The sequence below is a fragment of the Methylocystis sp. ATCC 49242 genome (assembly GCF_000188155.2).
GTDB lineage: Bacteria > Pseudomonadota > Alphaproteobacteria > Rhizobiales > Beijerinckiaceae > Methylocystis.
The window spans coordinates 327,251-343,543 of sequence record NZ_KE124774.1 but is presented as its reverse complement, the minus strand read 5'-3'; the positions used below and the strand labels follow the sequence as shown (position 1 = coordinate 343,543).

The window sequence follows — 16,293 nt, the reverse complement described above, 5'->3', positions numbered from 1 at the left end:
ACCTAGATCGCGAAGACGCCGCCACATTCGAGGCGCAGGGGCGGCGCGCCGAAGAAGCCGTCGGCATCGCCCTTGTGAATTGCACACATCGCGCCTTCGGAGAGCACTGCGGCTTCCTTGTCGCCGAGGCACAACGGATAAATTTTCGCGTGCAACAGGGCGCCCAATCAAAGCGGCGGGACGCCGCGAAGCACATCGAAAAACAAGCGGCGGCGCTGGCGCAGAAATTGAGCGCATTTGTCGATACCTACGGATACTCGCCGGCTCTCGGCGATTATTCGGCATTGCGCGCGAGCGAAATGATCTCCGCGCTCGAAAAAGCCGAGAAGCAATTTCGGCATGAGGCGGCAAATTATGATGTGGCCGCGAAGACCGATCGCGGTTTTGCGCACTTCGTCCGCCAGACATTGGCGGGCGCTTTCCTCTATCGTTTTGGAAGCCGGGCAAGCGTCACATACGACCCCGAGACCGAAGTTCATTCGGGCGGGTTTCTGAATTTTTGCCGCCACATTTTCACTGCGGCCGGCGTTGAAATTTCAGACGCCGCAATTGCTAAGGCATTGCAAAGAAAGACCTAAGACATAACGCCAAATTTCACGGCGTTGTGTCCCTTAGACGCCGCGCGAAAAGCTCGCCAACTTTTGCCCACGTTCGGAATTGTCCGGGCGGAAGGAGCGAGCGAAATGGATAGCGGCGCGTTCACGGTTTCCGAATTTTGCGCTTGGGCAAAGATCGGCAAAACCCTCACGTATGAGCTGATAAATTCTGGCGATCTTCCAGTCGTGAAGATCGCGTCAAAAACTCTGATTCGCCGCCAGGACGCCGAGGCTCTACTCGAGAAGTATTTGAAGAAGGCCGGCGACGCCGATAAGACGGCGAAGGTCGCTTGAGAATGGCGCCTCCGAATGCGGAGACGCCCGCAATCCGGCGGAATGCGGGAAGCGGGCGTCGGAACGTCGAAAGGCTGGCTGGCGCTTTCGATGTTTCAAATAGCGCAAGCCTTCCGTCCATTCAAGAAATCCGCGTCGCCTTCCTCGCGCGCCGTTTCCGCCTCACTCCTACGATGGCTGCGGCGGTCGCGAGCCTCGCATTTGAGGGGGTGGCGTGATGACCGCAAAAACATCTTTCGAAACGACCAGAACGCTCGCCAGACGGCGCGGAATCCGCCTCTTTCTGAGTGGCATAATCGAGCACATGTCCTGCACAGACGGCGAAGTTATTCGAGCTTTCCGATATCGCGACCGTGCGGTCGTCCTGTTGGGAAAAGACGACGAAGACCGCGCACTGCTCGCAAGGATCGAGGAAGATTCCTTTTTCGTCGCGTTTGTCGAGATGGTCGCCGAAGGTCCGCATATAGTCACGGTGTTGCGTCAAATGCTCGCCGTTGTCCCGCGTCGTCGCGTGAGGGCTCCGCGATCGGTTTCGACGAGTCTTTCGTGGGGGCAAAAATGACGCTCGCGCCCTCGCCCCCCTGGCGTCGCCAGCCGTCGCCGCCTCCCGCGCCGACTGACGACGCCCCGTCGCCCCTCGCCGTCGCGCTCGACTACATCGAGCGCGGCTGGTCGCCGATCCCGATTAGCTTCCGATCGAAAGCGCCATCACTCCCCGGCTGGACGGACCTCCGGATCAGCGCCGACGAGGCGTCACGCTATTTTAACGGCGCGCCATGCAACATCGGCGTGGCGCTCGGCGAAGTCTCTGGCGGACTAGTTGACGTTGATCTGGATTGCCGCGAAGCCATCGCGGCCGCGCCGTATTTTCTTCAAAAAACCGCAGCGATCTTCGGTCGCGAGACGGCGCGCGCGTCGCATTGGCTCTATTACACTAACTCAGCTAGTGTAAATCTTTCCGCCAACGTCTACTTTGACGATCCGATCGCCAAGGAGCGTGGCGCAAAGGCGCGCCTTGTCGATTTGCGGCTTGGGCCGAAAGTCCAGACAGTCTTTCCGGGCTCGGCACACGAAGACACAAGCGAGCCGATCGCTTGGGAGCCGGGATGTGACGGCGAGCCTGCGCGCGTCGAATGCGACGACCTTTTGCGTCGCGTCGAGCGCCTCGCCGCATGTTCGCTTCTCGCGCGGCATTGGCCGGCGCATGGCGCTCGCCATGACGCGCGCCTTGCTGTCGGCGGCGTCTTGGTCCGCGCCGGATTTTCTGAGAGCGAGAGCAAGCTATTCGCTGAAGCGCTCGCCCGCGCCGTCGACGACGAAGACGTGAGAGACTTTCAGGCGGCGATCAGAAGCACGCATGCGCGCGCAAATTCGGGGTCGCAATTTTCCGGCTTACCGACATTGTGCGACACGTTCGGCGACGCGATCGGGCGCGCCGTGGCGGATTGGCTTCGTCTCGACGAGAGCGGCGCCGACTTCGGGCAATCTCTTCTCGGGCCAAAACCTCGCGCGACGATCGTCCAGGACGGCGTGGTGGCCGACGCCGAGACGGGCGAGATTTTGTCGCAGCCACAAGCAAATCAGGCGTTGCATCCGCGCATCATTCGCCCGACGCCGTTCGTTTGGCGCGACCCGGCGACCATCCCCATGCGCCAATGGCTCTACGGTCGCCGCCTGATCCGCAAATTCGTTTCTTCGACCATTGCGCTTCCAGGCGTCGGAAAGTCCGCTCTCGGGCTCGCTGAAGACGTGGCGATGACGAGCGGGCGGTCGATCCTCGGTCAAAGCATTGAATCGGAGCTGAGTGTTTGGTCGTGGAACGGCGAGGATCCTCTCGAAGAGCTGGAAAGGCGCATCGCGGCGATCTGTCTGCATTATCACGTGCGACCCGAAGAGATCGGCGGGCGGCTCTTCCTCGACTCGGGGCGCGACCAAGAAATCATCATTGCTCGCGCCGAGCGCAACGGCTTCACCATCGCTACGCCCGTCGTCTCAGCCGTAAAGCAGGCGATCAGTGACTGCCGCATCGACGTGTTGCGCATCGACCCGTTTGTGTCGTGTCACCGCGTCGTCGAGAACGATAACGGCGCAATCGACGCGGTTGTGAAGGCCTGGGCGAAGATCGCCGACGAAACCGGCTGCGCGATCGAGCTGGTGCATCACTCACGCAAGACCGGCGGCGGAGAGGTGACGGTCGAACACGCTCGCGGCGCGTCCGCGCTGCTCGGAGCGGTGCGATCGGCGCGCGTCCTTAATTCGATGACAGAAGACGAGGGCGCACGCGCCGGAGTTGATAATCACAAACTTTACTTTCGCGCCGACAACGGAAAGGCAAACCTGGCGCCGCCGCCGGAAGGGTCAGACTGGTTTCGAATGGTGTCCGTGCCGCTCGGCAACGGCGGAATGCGGGAGGGCGACATGGTTGGCGTCGTGACGCCGTGGCAGTGGCCGGACGCGCTTGACGGCCTATGCACTGACGACTTGCGCAAGGTGCAGGACGCCCTCGCGGAGGGCGAGCATGCCGCAAACGTGCAGGCGGCCAACTGGGCCGGTCGCGCCGTCGCCGAAGCGCTCTGCCTGGATATCGAGAACGCAGCCGACAAGGCGCGTGTCAAATCGCTGCTCAAGGTTTGGCTAAAAAACGGCGTGCTGAAAATTGAGGCCCGTCATAGCCCGCGCGACGGCCGAGACAGGCAATACATCACCGTCGGGGTGCGCGCATGATCCGCACCTTACTTCCCGCGCCTCGCATCCGCACCGCACCCCGCACCCCTATAAGGGAGGTGCGGCGGATGCGGTTTTGCCGAACCCTCCGCACTTCATCCGCACCTAAGGTGCGGAAGGTGCGGACGCGACCTTAACAATAAAATCAGGAGCCGCCGATGAGCTGTCAAGCTGAAGTTACCGCCTTCGTCCACTCACTCGCCCGGATCGAGGCCCGCTTCGACGGGAGGCCTTTCGCCAAACTCGTGGCGCGGGAGAAGCAGGGGCGGAGCTGGAACGTCGTCGCGGTCGAAGACGCGGTGCGCGCCGCCGCCATGGCCCTACGACCTGGCCAGCGCGTCCGCGTCGTCGGCGTCCCGAGCTTCCGTATCGACGACAGCTCTCACAGTCCGCGCCTTCGCCTCGACCTTCGCGCCGACCGCATCGAGGTGCTCGGATGACCCGCCGGCCGCCGCTCACACGCGACCTCACCGCGAGCCTCGCATTCAGGCTCGCCGTCGTCGAGCGCGTCGTCGCCCATCTCCCGGATGACGCGAACAACGCACTAATCGCCGCCCGATCGAGACAGTGCGCCCGCGAGATGCTCGCGACCTTCGACCGGCCGGACCCCGACACGATGCTCGAGTTGCAAAAGGCCGTCATGACCGTCGTCGAGGAGGAAATGAGATGACGCTTTCCGAACTCGCCGCGCGCGTGGAGCGCCTCTCCCCATCTCGCCGCGATCCGCATTCCTTTTTCGAGGAGCGCGCCGAGATCGCATTCGCCCTGCGCCAGATCGCCAAAAACGACCCGCTCGTGCGCGAAACGCGAGCGCCCGCTACCACGCTAGCGCACACATCGAAAAACTCGCCAGCGGTCCCCTGTGGCCGCAATCGGGGGACGCGCAATGAACGCCGATGAACTTCGAGAGCTGGCCCGCCTCGCCGCGCAGCTCGCCGACGAACTCGAAGCGAGGGAAAAGTCTACCGCGAAGCCGGATCGCACGCTCTCAACTAACGAGGCCTCGAGGATCGCTAAACGATCGTTCTCATCACTCTACCGCGACGCACGTCAGCACGGTTTCGGATGGAAACTACCGACCGGTAGTTGGCAGTTTTCGGAACGAGGCTTGCGTGCGTTTCTTAGAAAAAATCCGGCGTTGGCGAATTTGGCGAATTTGGCGAGCGCGACGGGGTTTTCTTGGCGATGGAGTCGGCGCAAGTTGATGTGAACTAACGAGGCCCACATGAACTTTCTCAACCCCTTCCGCACCGAGTCCGCCGAAGTCCGCGAGCCCGGCAAGGGCTCCAATCCGACATTCGTCGCCGATCCGATCGACCGCCTTCCTCCTCCCGCCGCAGACAAGCTCCGATCAATCCGGCGTGAGGCGTCCGACGCGCACGCGGTGTTGCGACCTTTGCAAGACGAGCTGACCGAATTGCGCGAAAAGCGCCAGCGCTCTGAAGTGTGGATCGGCTCTTACATTAACGGGCGCCATGATGGTCGCGCACATCGCGAAGACGACCCCGCGATCGTCCGCGAACGCGAAAAAATCGCGAAACTGACAGCGGAAATCGATCGCTTGCAGGCCGCGTATGACGAGCGCGCGGCGAAATGGCGTCACCTCGCCGCCGTGCGCGAGACCCTCGAAAGTTATATCAAGCGCCTGAGCGACCCGGTCGAGGCAGCTCCGCCTGTTGCCGCGACGCTCGGCAAGGGCGAGACTCATCAGCAGGCGGTCGCGCGCGTGCGCAAGCAATTGGAAAAATTGCGCGAGGACGCGCAGGCGGTCGCCGACGCACCTATTCATTCGAGCGTCGCAAAACAGATGGCGCGGACAAAAATCGAAGCCCTCGCCGAGCGCGGCCGGCCGAACACGCTTATCTCGATCGAAGCTGGCCGACCGTTCGAATTTCCCACTGTCATCGCGGGCGGCGGCGCCGTCGCAGTCGAGGGGAAGATGGTCTCCCTGCCGTTTCATCGCGTCACAGACACTGAGTCGATGTTTTGTTGGCTGCACCGCGACTCGCTCATCGCCGCGATCGAACGCGAGATTGACGAAAATTCCGACGACGCATCGGCGCTTTCGCCCGAGACCCGCGCGAAGAAAACCGCGCAGTGCAAATCCGCAATTCTCGCCGCCGAGCGCGACGAGGAATCGTTGATCGCGGCGGCGCAGGAAGCCGGTCTCACAATCCATCGCCGCCCCGAATGCGATCCGAGGGCGGTTTTGGGCCTCTCCGACACCGCGCCGGCGCCGCGCGATAGCTGATCAAGGGGATCGGAAATGGGCGCGAGGGAAAACCAGAATGTTTCGTTTTACGCTGGCGACCGCGTCACCCTTCGATTCCCCCTTGCCGATGGAACCGGGCTCGCCCCGGCGGCGCTCACGAGCCCGGTCGGGCATTTCAGGATGGCGGCGACGCTCGATGGCGTTCCAGTTCTGTCGAAATCGTCTCCGGCGTCAGGGGCGTCTGTCCTGCAAGAGAACATCGGCGGCGTTCAATGGTGGGTGCTTTACGTCTACTTCGAGGAAGAAGACACGAAGACCATTCCGGGCAAATACTTTTATCAGATCCGGGTTGTCCCGAATGAAGGCCCGTCAGTCGTCGCAGCGGGCATGATCACGATCAAGCAACTTATCAAGACACAATAGGAGATGAAAATGAGCAAACTTTACGACGGCGAAGAACTCGAACGTCAACGCGCACTCGGTCGCGCCGAGGGATTGCAGCAAGCGCACGACGACGGGTCATTTGACCAGGGCTTTCTCGACGGAAAATTGACGGGGCTCGCGGAGGGCCGCGAGGCCGGCTTCGCGGAGGGGCTTACACTTGGGGCAAAGGACGAGCGCGCCCGCATAACCGCAATCTTGACGAGCGACGCCGCACGCGGACGAGAGGCAGCGGCGCGGCACCTCGCCTTCGAGACGGAGATGAGCGCCGAACAGGCCATCGGCGCCCTGCGCACGATGGTGTCGTCGTCTTCGATCGGGGCCCGCCAGGCCGGGGCTATTATCTCGCACGGACGCTAACAGAGGATTCGCCACGGACTTAGATCACCCGTGGCGAAGGCGGCGGCCGGGGCGCGCTCATCCCAGCCGCCGCCGAACAAGCATTGCCTTTGCCATTGCAAGCATATGCTGAGCCATTCCGCAACCAGCATCGGCTAAGTAATTGAAATAATTGATGGTTCCTTTTGGCCATTTTTTCGGCCACCTGCGGGCGGCGACCCCGATCGTTGATTATATTCGATTTTTTGATTTTTCCGGTTCCGTTCCGGTCTAGTCTATCGAAAAGGTCGATAAAACAATGGGGATTGCCCGATGACGACACGAAAAAGAGGGGCGACGGGACCGGCGGAACGGGCCATTCAGACGATCCATAGCCGCACGCTCGTCACAATTCGGAACGCCGCCGATTTGCTTGGCGTGACGGACAGGTGGGTGCGCCAGCTATGCACGGATGGCCGCGTGACGAAGGAGGGGCCCGGCGTTGTCCCGATCGGCGAAGTGATTGCCGCCTATACCGAGAATTTGAAGACCGAGTCGAAGAAGACGTCGAAATCTGAAGCGGCCGCCGAAGTCCAAAGAGCACGCGCCGAAGAAATCCGCCTCCGCGTCGCCATCAAACAAGGCGAGCTCATCCCTATGACGGAAATCGAGCCTGTCTTTTCCGACATCCTTGGCTCGCTTCGCTCCCGGCTGGCGGGCGTCCCGGCGGCGTGCACACGCGATCTGAACTTGCGAGAGACGATCGAGGCGCGGCTTGAAGAGGCTCTCGACGAAGCCCGAGCCGATTTTGAGCGGCGCGCGGACGAATTGGCGCCTTAGACCAGGTGAAAGGATAACCAATGGCTTCCCTCACAAGCTCCTTAACCGTCCGTCTCATTGACGACGTTTCCCGGCCGGCGCGCACGGTCGCGCAGGCGCTCAAGGACGCCGAGAAGGCGGCGGCGGCTGTAGCCAAAGGCATGGGAAAGGCGGGCTCTGATCCGTTTCGCCGTCAGCTCGCGAGCTTGAAACTCACCGGCGCCGAGCTGCGCGACGTGCGCGCGGAATGGCTGGCCTATGCGCGGGCGCAAAAGCAGGCGATGGGCGCGCAAGCGTGGTCGTCTAAGGGCCCCGCGATGATGCTCGCGAAGGAGAAGCAGATCCTCGCGGCGGCAAAGGCGTCCGTGCGCGAGCGGATAGCGTTGAACAAGGCCATCGCCGCATCTGCCACGCATGGCGTCGGCCGGTTCAGCGGTATCGGCGCAAAAGCGTCCGACGTTGCCTCGTTTGCCCTGCCGGGCGCGGCCGGCATGATGGTTGGCATGGGCGGCGCGGCGGTTGCTGGCGCGGCGGTCGGCGGCGTCTCCACGGTCGCGATCAAAGAGGCGATCAGCCGCAACAAGGCGTTCGCGGAAATTCAGAAGAAGGTCACGCTCGACGCGGGCGATAGCTGGTCAACGCTCGACCGCAAGATCGCGAACGTCTCGACGAGCATCGGCAAGAGCTATCAGGATGTGGCCGCCATCTTCGCGCAGGGCGGGCAGTCGGGCGTTGCCTATAAGGATTTGGACGCCTTTGCCCTGCTTGGCGCGAAGGTCTCGACTGCTTGGGACATTAGCGCCCGTGAGGCTGCGCAGATGCTGACCGAGGTGAGGGCGCAGACGGGCAAATCTATCGCAGACCTCGAAGTGTTCGCCGACAAGATCAACGGCTTGGGCGACGTGTCTGCGGCGGCTGAAAAAGACATTGGCGCGATGTCGCAGCGCGCCATGGCAGGCATGAAGGCGGCGGGCGTCGGCGAGAATGACGCCCTCGCGATGATGACCGCCCTCCGCGGCGTCGGGATGGAAACCGACGTGGCGGCGCGGTTTCTGACAGCGTTCACGTCGAAGCTGCGCACCGCGTCAACGCTCGGGAAAGGTGCGGCCGCTGCATTCAAGGAAATTGGACTGTCCGGCAAGCAAGTCGAAGAAGGAATGCAGACAAAGCCAATGGAGACGATGATTGATCTCCTTGAGCGCGTCGGAAAGGCGAAAAATTCCGTCGGCACCATGAAATCGCTGGTAGGCGCCGAATGGTGGGACGAAGCCACACGCATGCAGCAAGCGCTTCCCGAGATCATTCGCCTGCTCGATTATCTTGGCGGCGGAACGTGGCGCAAATCCATGCAGGGCGCCATGGATATCGAAACCGGGACGACCGAAGCGAAGCTCGAAAAGCTGAAGCAGTCGCTTCTGGATATCGCCGCGCAGGCCGCGAAGCCGGTTGTTCTCCCGTGGCTCGACAGCATCGCCGATAAATGGGCGTCGGCTGCAAACCGGATGCGCGCGGCGACCGAAGAGAGCGAGAAGGCCCGCTCCCGCGCCACGCCTGTCGGCGAGTCCGTGGTTGACTTGGAGAAGCGGCTGAAGATCAATCAGCCGCCGGCGGCTCCCGAGCCGCCCCGTCCCGTGTTTCAGCAATTGCCGCAAATATCTGTCAAGGCGAAGGACTGGGCGAAGAGCAAGGACGCTGGCCCGATGGGCGTCGCCGGCGGCATAAGCGCGAGCAACCTTCCGGCGTTTCGCAAGATGCAGGGAATACCGATCACGCTCGACGCCAGCGCACTCGACGCTGCGAAAGCGCAATTGGAACTGCCTGGCACGAAGATCACGGCGCAGCCGCCGCGCCAGCCCGGCGGCTACACGCACGGCCTGCGACATGCGCCGGTTGACAAAACGGGCGAAAATTCGGCTGCGGTTGCGGAGCGACCCGCGCCTGCCGAAAAGCCCGCGCCGGCCGCGCCCACCGTGCGCCCGCTGAGCCTCCGGGCGAAGGATGTGGAGCGCGTTCCGCCGGCGGCGCCTGTCATTACTCCACAAGCGATCTTGCCACCAAAGCCCGCCCCGACGCTCGCCCCGCGCATGTTGCGCGAGGACGCGAAGGCGCGGCCGATCCCGGCGGCGCAAGCTCCTGCGGCGCAGGAGATGGTCGTCACTCCGAAAGTCGAGCCTGTCCCGCCGTTCACGCCGCAAGAGCTTCGCGTCACTCCCAAGGTCGAAGATATCCCGCCTATTCCTCCGCAGGAGATGGTCGTCACGCCCCGTGTAGATGTTGGGCCGCTCGACGCCTTCAAGGGATCGATTGAGGGGGCGTCCGATCGCTTCGCCGCACTCAACACGACAGTGACACCGCAAGTGGACGCATCGAGCGCAGAGGCGGCGAAGGGCGCAGCGGAAGGCGCGCGCACGGCGTTCGAGGGGCTGAACCTGTCCGTCGCGCCGCATGTCGATACGGGCAGCGTAGACGCGGGAATCGGCAAGGTTCAAACCTTACTCGGGCTCCTTCACCAGGTCGGCGCGGCGGCGTCGGGGGCGACGGGCAAGGTCAACGCTTTGAGCGCGGCGGCTGGCGCCGCGTCGGCGAAGATCGGCACCATTCGGGCCGAGCAAAATCGCAACTTCACGGCGTCGGCGCAGAAGGGCGAATAGGCAAAGTCCACTCCCCAATTTTGGGGAGTGAAAATCGTGGGGCCGCGACCTTCTTCGCCATCTGGACGCCGCGCCCGGAAGCGCCGACGACCTTCGCAGCCTGTTCGCTGGATTCATTCTGGCGACGTGTCGTCTGTTCCCGCAGGTCTGCGGGAACGGGGACTTTATCTTGACTATTGCCCTTCTTGAGCCCGGCGACCTGCCTTTTCTTCGCGTCTTCGGCGAAGAGCTTTTCGAGGTCGAGCGCGATGAGGGCGAGCTGGCGTTCATTCCGCCTTCTTCAGCCTCACGCCTGGCCCGCCGCCATTTTCGGCAATGAACTCGACGCCCGCCGCCTCGAGGGCGGCGCGGATCGCGGCGACGTTATTGGCCATGCCTACGGCTGGGCCTTCGCTGGCAATCATGCGGCCGATCGTCGGAATGGAAACGTTGGCTGCCTTCGCCAATTCCGCCTGTGTCATGCGCGCAAGGCCAAGCGCCGCCGCTATCTGACGCCCGGTTATGTGATTATATTTTATCACGCCGATTATTTCCTATTGACGAAGCAACGCGACTGAGTATTTTATATCAGGCCAACAACTTCTCATCAATTCCACACAACGCGGAAACACCATTTCCGCGAACGCCGGAGGCTTGCCCAATGGACCCCGCCTTTTATTTCGCCCTCGCCCCCTTCAGCCTGCTTTGGCTGGCCTTCGTCGCCTATGAGGCGAGCCGGGCCGTCGCCTCGATCAAGGGAGGCCGCCGCCGTGACTGAAGCGACGCAGCAAACCGAAGAGCTGGAGGAACTCGACATTATCGATGCTCTCGATCGGGCCGCATGTCGCTTGATCGCGCTCGACCTTGCCATCAAAGGCGCGGGGCTCTCAAAAGACGTGGCGGGCGCCCTTGGCGACTTCATCTTCTTCGTCCGGGCGGACCTCGAAGAGCTGTCCGACAACCTGACAGACCAAGACAAGGCCAAGCGCGAGAGAGGCGAGCCGCGCATCGAGCGCATCTTTAGCGACGGGAGGGAGCCGTGACCCAGCGCCTATTTGTCGAACTGGACGGCAACCTCCGCCACCGCCTCGAAGCCGTGGTCGACCTGCTGCTTGACCTTCTCGACCAGTTGGACGGCGACGCGGACCTAGAAGACGACGATGTGGAGGAAATCGTTGACCGTTGACCCCGCAATTCTCGCGGCCGCCGCCGCCGAATATCACGAGCAACGCGGCGACCGGTCGCGCATCGTCGTCGGGCTTCCGGCCGCGCCACAAGTCGAACTGGTCCGCGCCGACGCAATCGAGCCCGAGCCCATTCGTTGGCTCTGGCCCGGCTGGATGGCGAAGGGCAAGCTGCACATCATCGGCGGCTCGCCCGGCGCCGGGAAAACCACCATCTGCCTGCGCATGTCCGCGACCGTCTCGACGGGTGGCGCATGGCCCGACGGCTCACACGCGCCCATTGGCAACGTCGTCATCTGGTCCGGCGAGGATGACCCCGCCGACACTCTTGTTCCTCGCCTGATAGCCTCGGGCGCGGATATGCGGCGCATCTTCTTCGTCGGCGGCGTCTACAGCGGCGATATCGCCCGCGCCTTCGATCCTTCCCGCGACATTGGCCCCTTGCAGGCGGCGATCGAACGGGCGGGAGGCGCGGCGTTGATAATCGTGGACCCTATCGTGAACGCCGTGACCGGCGACAGCCACAAAAACACGGAAACGAGGCGCGGGCTTCAGCCGCTCGTGGACCTTGCGGCGGCGACGGACGCGGCCCTGATCGGGGTGACGCATGTCGCGAAAGGCTCGGCGGGACGGGAGCCCCTGGAGCGCCTCTCCGGCTCGCTGGCCTTCGGCGCCGTGGCGCGAATTGTCCTGATGGCGGCGAAGAAGGCAGAGGACGACGGGCCAGCGCCGCGCATCGTCTGTCGCGTGAAATCGAACATCGGCCCCGACGGCAATGGCTTCACCTATGAAATATGCCAGACGGGCATTGTCGGGCATCCGGGCGTCGAAACCTCCTATGTCGAATGGGGCGAAGCGGTGAAGGGAAGCCCGCGCGAGTTGCTTGGCGAGCCCGACGACGACAAGGGGCGCGCCGAAAGCGACGCCGAGACGTTCCTGAAGGCGTTGCTTGCCGACGGGCCGATGGCGGCGAAGGACGTGAAGGAGGCGGCCGAGGCGAATGGGCTGGCGTGGCGGACAGTGAGGCGGGCGCAGAAGGCGCTTGGCGTGAAGGTGGCTCGCTCTGGATTCGGACCGGAAGGGCAATGGACGTGGAGCCTTCAACCATAGGTGGCCAAAGATGGCCACGCGAAAAACTTGGCCACCTATGGCCACCTATGAGCGAGACCACCAAAGATGCCCATAGGTGGCCAAAAAAAGAGATAGCCGCTTTTGGCCACCTATGGGCCGGAGGCTCAACCCGGAGTTAGAAGATGAACCTTCGAGATAAAACACTGCCCGAGCTGGCCGCGTTGCTGTGGCGCATCAGGCTCGCCGGATGGGCCCTTAAAGCCGGGACGCTCACCATTACCGCCGGCCGGGCGCTCGTGGCGCTCGGGGAGCGGCTCGCCCCGAGGACGTGAGACATGGCGACGCCCGCAGGCGGATATGACAGGGCCGCGATCATGCGCGACGCTCACAAGCGCTACAGGGACGGCAAGCGCCTCGGGCTCGGGTGGAGCTGGTCGCAATGCCTCTCGACGGCATGGGCGGCGGCAAAGCAACGGCGGGCCCTCGATCTCGAAAAACTCTTCGCCGAAGACGCGAAGAAAAGGCAGGTCGAAGCCGGAAAGCAATTCGGGCGAGGGCAAGAAAAGCTTGTCGCAGACCTGCGACAAGCTAAGGACGGCAAGTCCAGCGAACAGGCTGCGAAGGTCGTCGGCGCTTCCGGGCGCGGCGTGATATTTCTGCGACGCTTGCAAGGATGCTCGCCACCGGCGAGCATGAACCGGCCAGCGGCGTTATCAGCCTCTCGCCGAGGGCGTGGCCCGAGCGCGTCCCCTAACAACCCGCGCTCGGGCCGACTCCCGGCAAGCTCTTTGGAGAAAACCCCGATAGGGGACGAGGTTGCGGCTTGCGGCTTGCCTGTTTAGGTTGAGCAAACGCCGGCGTCGTCCATTCGCCGGAACACGAGAGCCCCGCGACCACGGATGAACTGGCGCGGGGTTTTTTCTATCGAGGGCCTCGATATGATCGGCGTTCCCTTCCTCGATCTGAAGCACGGCCAGTGCAAGTTCGCCCTGGGGAGCATTGACGATCCGCCGGCGCTCTTCTGTGGCGAGGCTTCCGCCACGGGCTCGCCCTACTGCGCGGCGCATCATGCCATCTGCTATCCGCCAAGGGCGAAGAAAGAGCGGGGCGGCTTGTTCGCTACCGTTCGCCTACAATCGCGCCAAAATGGCGGATCAACTGGCGGGTTGATGGCGCTGGTTCAAAATAATATCAAATAAAAACAATAACATAATACTGTTAATGATCGGACGCGTTAACAGTTCCTTCCGGCGCCTCGCCGGTCCGTCTCCGCGCAATTGCGCCAATTTGATTCATGATTCCCGTGGCTTCGCGGCGGTCGAATTCGGGCTGATCGCCCTGCCCTTTCTCCTGCTGATCGTCGCCATCCTCGAATACAGCTACGGCAATTTCGCCCAGTCGCGCCTCGACGCCGTCGTGCAGCAGGCGTCGCGCCAGATCATGACGGGCTATGTGCAGAACCAGTCGGTCGGCGGCAAGGCGCTCGACGCCAATCAGTTCCGCACGAAGATCATGTGCCCCAAACTGCCGGCGATCATGAATTGCGCCGATCTCTATGTCGACGTGCAGGCCTTCGACACGCCGGACTACGGCAGTTTCGTCAATGCGACGAAGAGCGGACTGAAGCCTCCGCAGCTCGACAACTCGAAGAACGCCTACTGCGTCGGCGGCGCGAAAAAATATGTGGTGATCCGCGCCGCCTATCCCGCGCCGCTGCTCACCACCGCGCTGATTTTCCCCAGCAGCACGACCTACAAGGGCCGCAAGACCCGGCTCGTCCAGTCGACGGCGACGTTCAAGAATGAACCCTTCCCCACCTCCAACGTCGGGTGCTGACATGACGCGCGACGCCTTGCCGATGAACAAGAATCTCCTGCACGACGCCCGCGGCTTCGCGGCGGTCGAATTCGGACTCGCGCTTCCGGTGCTCGGCCTCATGCTGCTCGGCTTCATCGAGCTCGATCGCTACGCCTGGGCCGGGCGCCAGCTCGAGAATACGGCGCACTCCATCGCCCAGATGCTGTCGCAGACGACCCGCGTCGAGCCCGTCGACCTGAGAGCCGCGCAGGATTCCGTGATGGTGCTTTTCCCGCGCGTGCTTCAGGACAGCGCCCGTCAGGGCCATAAATGGAGCGACGACATTTCGGTCTCTATGACGACCGTCGGTTTCACGCCGACCGCGCCGGGCTGCGTCGCGAGTTGCACCTATCAGGCGAAGGTCGGCTGGAGCGGCGGCACGTCGCGCCGCCCCTGCAACACGCCGCTGACGCCGGCGCCCAACAACGCCACGCCGAGCCCGACGACGCTGCCGACCGACGCCTTCGGGCCGAATTCGATCATCGTCGTGGATCTCGCTTACACCTACAAGCCGCTCTTCGCCGAGAAGATCTTCGGCGGCGTAACGATCCGCCGCTCCAGCTATCTGCAGCCGCGCTACGTCTCGACCTTGTCCTATGCGGTGGCCGGCGGCGACACCCTTGTCACAACCTGTTCCTGAGAGCGTGCCATGAGTCATTTCGGAAAAATCGCCGGTTTTACCCGCGACGACAAGGGCGGCGTCGCCATCATCATGGGCCTTGCGGTCATTCCGCTGGTGCTCGCCTCCGGCCTCGCGGCCGATTACGCGATCGTGCAGGCGGCCAAGTCGCGGCTCGACGCCTCGGCCGACGCCGCCGCCCTCGCCGCGATCAAGACCGCGCAGACCACGATCGCCGAACTCTCGGCGACGAACCCGAACCCCAGGCCGCAGGCCATCGCGGCGGCGATGTCGCAGGCCGAAAAGTCCTTCTACGCCCAGGCCGGCAAACGCGCTGCGGATCTCCTCGGCAAGCCGGCGATCGACGTGCAGATCAAGGGTCAGGAAGTGACGGCCAATGTCGCCTACAGCGCCGCCATGCCGTCGAACTTCGGCAGGATCGCGGGCGTCAAGCTGATGAACTACAATGGCGGCGCGGGGGCACAGCTGACCATGGCGAAGTTCCTCGACTTCTACCTGCTGCTCGACGTGTCCGGCTCCATGGGCCTGCCCTCGACTCCCGCCGGCGAGGCCGCGCTCGCGGCGAAGAACCCGGACGACCTCGCGCAATATCCGACCGGCTGCCGCTTCGCCTGTCACTTCGCCGGGTCGCAGGGCTACAACGTGTCGCGCGCCAACAATATTCAACTGCGCATCGACGCGGTCGGCGCGGCCGTCGCGCAGCTCATGGAGAAGGCCAAGGACACGGCGACGCTGCCCAAGCAGTATCGCGTCGGCGTATATCCTTTCGTGACCCACGCCAACGCTTTCGTCGATCTCACCGACAATCTTCGCGGCGACCAGTATTCGGTCGAGTCGGCGATCAACTACGACCCGGCGACGCGGACCACCGATTTCGGCAGGCTGCTCGACGCGGGCAAGGACTGGGTGTTCGCCCGCGACCTGAACCCGAATTACAAGGCCAATCCGAACATCCCGGCGGACGTCACGCCGATGGGCGCCGGCGGCTCGCATATCCACAACATCTTCCAGGACATCAACGCCAAGATCCCGAGCGTCGGCGACGGCTCCGGCGCGTCCAGCCCGCAACCTTTCGTCTTCTTCGTCTCCGACGGCATGCAGAACAGCCAGTCCTTCGTCAGCGCGACAGGCACCTGGCCGGGGGTGACGCCCTATCCGACGCCGCCCGGCCAGACCGTCTCGATCCGCGCCATGGACCCGACTCTCTGCAACGTGCTGAAAGCTCGCGGAATCACCGTCTCGGTGCTGGAGATTCCCTATCCGACCTTCACCAACCCCAAGCCCTTCGCCGCCGCCCAGGAGTTCAAGGCCAATGACGCCGTCCCGAATCTCTCGGGGGCAATGCGGGCCTGCGCCTCGCCGAATTTCTACTTCATGGCGGACACGCCCGAGGGCATCGCCGACGCGATGAAGAAGATGTTCGAACAGGCCGTGCAGTCGGCCCGGCTGACGCAGTAGCCGCCGCGCCCCCGCCGCCGGCCCCGCCCCCGGGGCCGGTATTGCCTTG

22 protein-coding genes are annotated in these 16,293 nt (G+C 63.3%); 19 read left to right on the top strand and 3 right to left on the bottom strand.

Going from position 1 to position 16,293, the window contains the following annotated elements:
• Positions 1-2: 2 nt before the first annotated feature.
• Positions 3-155, bottom strand: a complete 153-nt coding sequence (locus MET49242_RS25435; protein WP_158497247.1) for a hypothetical protein — start codon at positions 153-155, stop codon at positions 3-5.
• Between MET49242_RS25435 and MET49242_RS03540 the strand changes: the two genes are divergently transcribed.
• A complete protein-coding gene (locus MET49242_RS03540) occupies positions 150-578 on the top strand; it encodes a hypothetical protein (protein ID WP_144259449.1) in 429 nt (142 codons plus the stop codon). The genes MET49242_RS25435 and MET49242_RS03540 overlap by 6 nt on opposite strands.
• A gap of 105 nt (positions 579-683) precedes the next feature.
• On the top strand, positions 684-890 hold the full coding sequence (locus MET49242_RS03535; protein ID WP_036280729.1) for a helix-turn-helix domain-containing protein: 207 nt from the start codon (positions 684-686) through the stop codon (positions 888-890).
• Between the two features lie 121 nt (positions 891-1,011).
• Here MET49242_RS03535 and MET49242_RS25430 read toward each other — a convergent pair whose 3' ends face one another.
• Entirely contained in the window at positions 1,012-1,353 is a 342-nt protein-coding gene (locus tag MET49242_RS25430) for a hypothetical protein (RefSeq protein WP_158497246.1), read from the bottom strand.
• Positions 1,354-1,448: 95 nt separating this feature from the next.
• Here MET49242_RS25430 and MET49242_RS23900 point away from each other — a divergent pair, with 95 nt between their 5' ends.
• From MET49242_RS23900 to MET49242_RS03480, 9 genes are all read left to right on the top strand, one after another.
• Complete coding sequence (locus MET49242_RS23900) at positions 1,449-3,614, top strand: AAA family ATPase (RefSeq protein ID WP_158497245.1); 2,166 nt, start codon at positions 1,449-1,451, stop codon at positions 3,612-3,614.
• Positions 3,615-3,772: 158 nt separating this feature from the next.
• Positions 3,773-4,054, top strand: coding sequence for a hypothetical protein (locus MET49242_RS03515; protein ID WP_036280723.1), 282 nt, complete (start codon positions 3,773-3,775; stop codon positions 4,052-4,054).
• Positions 4,051-4,284: a hypothetical protein gene (locus MET49242_RS03510; protein ID WP_036280721.1), complete on the top strand. Its 234-nt coding sequence runs from the start codon at positions 4,051-4,053 to the stop codon at positions 4,282-4,284. The genes MET49242_RS03515 and MET49242_RS03510 overlap by 4 nt, the downstream gene beginning before the upstream one ends.
• Positions 4,285-4,500: 216 nt before the next feature.
• On the top strand, positions 4,501-4,824 hold the full coding sequence (locus MET49242_RS24705) for a hypothetical protein (RefSeq protein ID WP_144259448.1): 324 nt from the start codon (positions 4,501-4,503) through the stop codon (positions 4,822-4,824).
• Positions 4,825-4,839: 15 nt separating this feature from the next.
• On the top strand, positions 4,840-5,865 hold the full coding sequence (locus MET49242_RS03500; RefSeq protein ID WP_036280717.1) for a hypothetical protein: 1,026 nt from the start codon (positions 4,840-4,842) through the stop codon (positions 5,863-5,865).
• Between the two features lie 15 nt (positions 5,866-5,880).
• Positions 5,881-6,249 (top strand): hypothetical protein, encoded by a 369-nt coding sequence (locus MET49242_RS03495; protein ID WP_036280715.1) that lies wholly within the window; start codon positions 5,881-5,883, stop codon positions 6,247-6,249.
• Positions 6,250-6,258: 9 nt separating this feature from the next.
• Positions 6,259-6,627: a hypothetical protein gene (locus MET49242_RS03490; protein WP_144259447.1), complete on the top strand. Its 369-nt coding sequence runs from the start codon at positions 6,259-6,261 to the stop codon at positions 6,625-6,627.
• 291 nt (positions 6,628-6,918) lie between these two features.
• Positions 6,919-7,425, top strand: coding sequence for a hypothetical protein (locus tag MET49242_RS03485; RefSeq protein WP_036280711.1), 507 nt, complete (start codon positions 6,919-6,921; stop codon positions 7,423-7,425).
• Between the two features lie 20 nt (positions 7,426-7,445).
• The gene (locus MET49242_RS03480) at positions 7,446-10,055 is read left to right on the top strand and encodes a phage tail tape measure protein (RefSeq protein WP_036280709.1); all 2,610 of its coding nucleotides are present in this window, start codon (positions 7,446-7,448) and stop codon (positions 10,053-10,055) included.
• Between the two features lie 266 nt (positions 10,056-10,321).
• On the opposite strand, the gene MET49242_RS23895 is transcribed toward MET49242_RS03480, so the two are convergent.
• Positions 10,322-10,576 carry a helix-turn-helix domain-containing protein gene (locus tag MET49242_RS23895; RefSeq protein ID WP_036280707.1) on the bottom strand — a complete coding sequence of 85 codons (255 nt, stop codon included), beginning with the start codon at positions 10,574-10,576 and terminating at the stop codon, positions 10,322-10,324.
• A 228-nt stretch (positions 10,577-10,804) separates the two neighbouring features.
• Here MET49242_RS23895 and MET49242_RS03470 point away from each other — a divergent pair, with 228 nt between their 5' ends.
• From MET49242_RS03470 to MET49242_RS03440, 8 genes are all read left to right on the top strand, one after another.
• Complete coding sequence (locus tag MET49242_RS03470) at positions 10,805-11,077, top strand: hypothetical protein (RefSeq protein WP_036280705.1); 273 nt, start codon at positions 10,805-10,807, stop codon at positions 11,075-11,077.
• The gene (locus MET49242_RS25425; RefSeq protein ID WP_158497244.1) at positions 11,074-11,220 is read left to right on the top strand and encodes a hypothetical protein; all 147 of its coding nucleotides are present in this window, start codon (positions 11,074-11,076) and stop codon (positions 11,218-11,220) included. The genes MET49242_RS03470 and MET49242_RS25425 overlap by 4 nt, the downstream gene beginning before the upstream one ends.
• Entirely contained in the window at positions 11,210-12,328 is a 1,119-nt protein-coding gene (locus MET49242_RS03465; protein ID WP_158497243.1) for an AAA family ATPase, read from the top strand. Before MET49242_RS25425 ends, MET49242_RS03465 begins: the two co-directional genes overlap by 11 nt.
• 143 nt (positions 12,329-12,471) lie before the next feature.
• Positions 12,472-12,621 (top strand): hypothetical protein, encoded by a 150-nt coding sequence (locus tag MET49242_RS25420; RefSeq protein ID WP_158497242.1) that lies wholly within the window; start codon positions 12,472-12,474, stop codon positions 12,619-12,621.
• A gap of 567 nt (positions 12,622-13,188) precedes the next feature.
• Positions 13,189-13,488, top strand: a complete 300-nt coding sequence (locus MET49242_RS03455; protein ID WP_036280700.1) for a GcrA family cell cycle regulator — start codon at positions 13,189-13,191, stop codon at positions 13,486-13,488.
• Positions 13,489-13,510: 22 nt separating this feature from the next.
• The gene (locus MET49242_RS23120) at positions 13,511-14,125 is read left to right on the top strand and encodes a TadE/TadG family type IV pilus assembly protein (RefSeq protein WP_084678861.1); all 615 of its coding nucleotides are present in this window, start codon (positions 13,511-13,513) and stop codon (positions 14,123-14,125) included.
• A gap of 1 nt (position 14,126) precedes the next feature.
• Positions 14,127-14,786 (top strand): TadE/TadG family type IV pilus assembly protein, encoded by a 660-nt coding sequence (locus MET49242_RS03445; RefSeq protein WP_051133973.1) that lies wholly within the window; start codon positions 14,127-14,129, stop codon positions 14,784-14,786.
• A 9-nt stretch (positions 14,787-14,795) separates the two neighbouring features.
• Positions 14,796-16,244, top strand: coding sequence for a pilus assembly protein TadG-related protein (locus MET49242_RS03440; RefSeq protein WP_036280695.1), 1,449 nt, complete (start codon positions 14,796-14,798; stop codon positions 16,242-16,244).
• Positions 16,245-16,293: the final 49 nt, after the last annotated feature.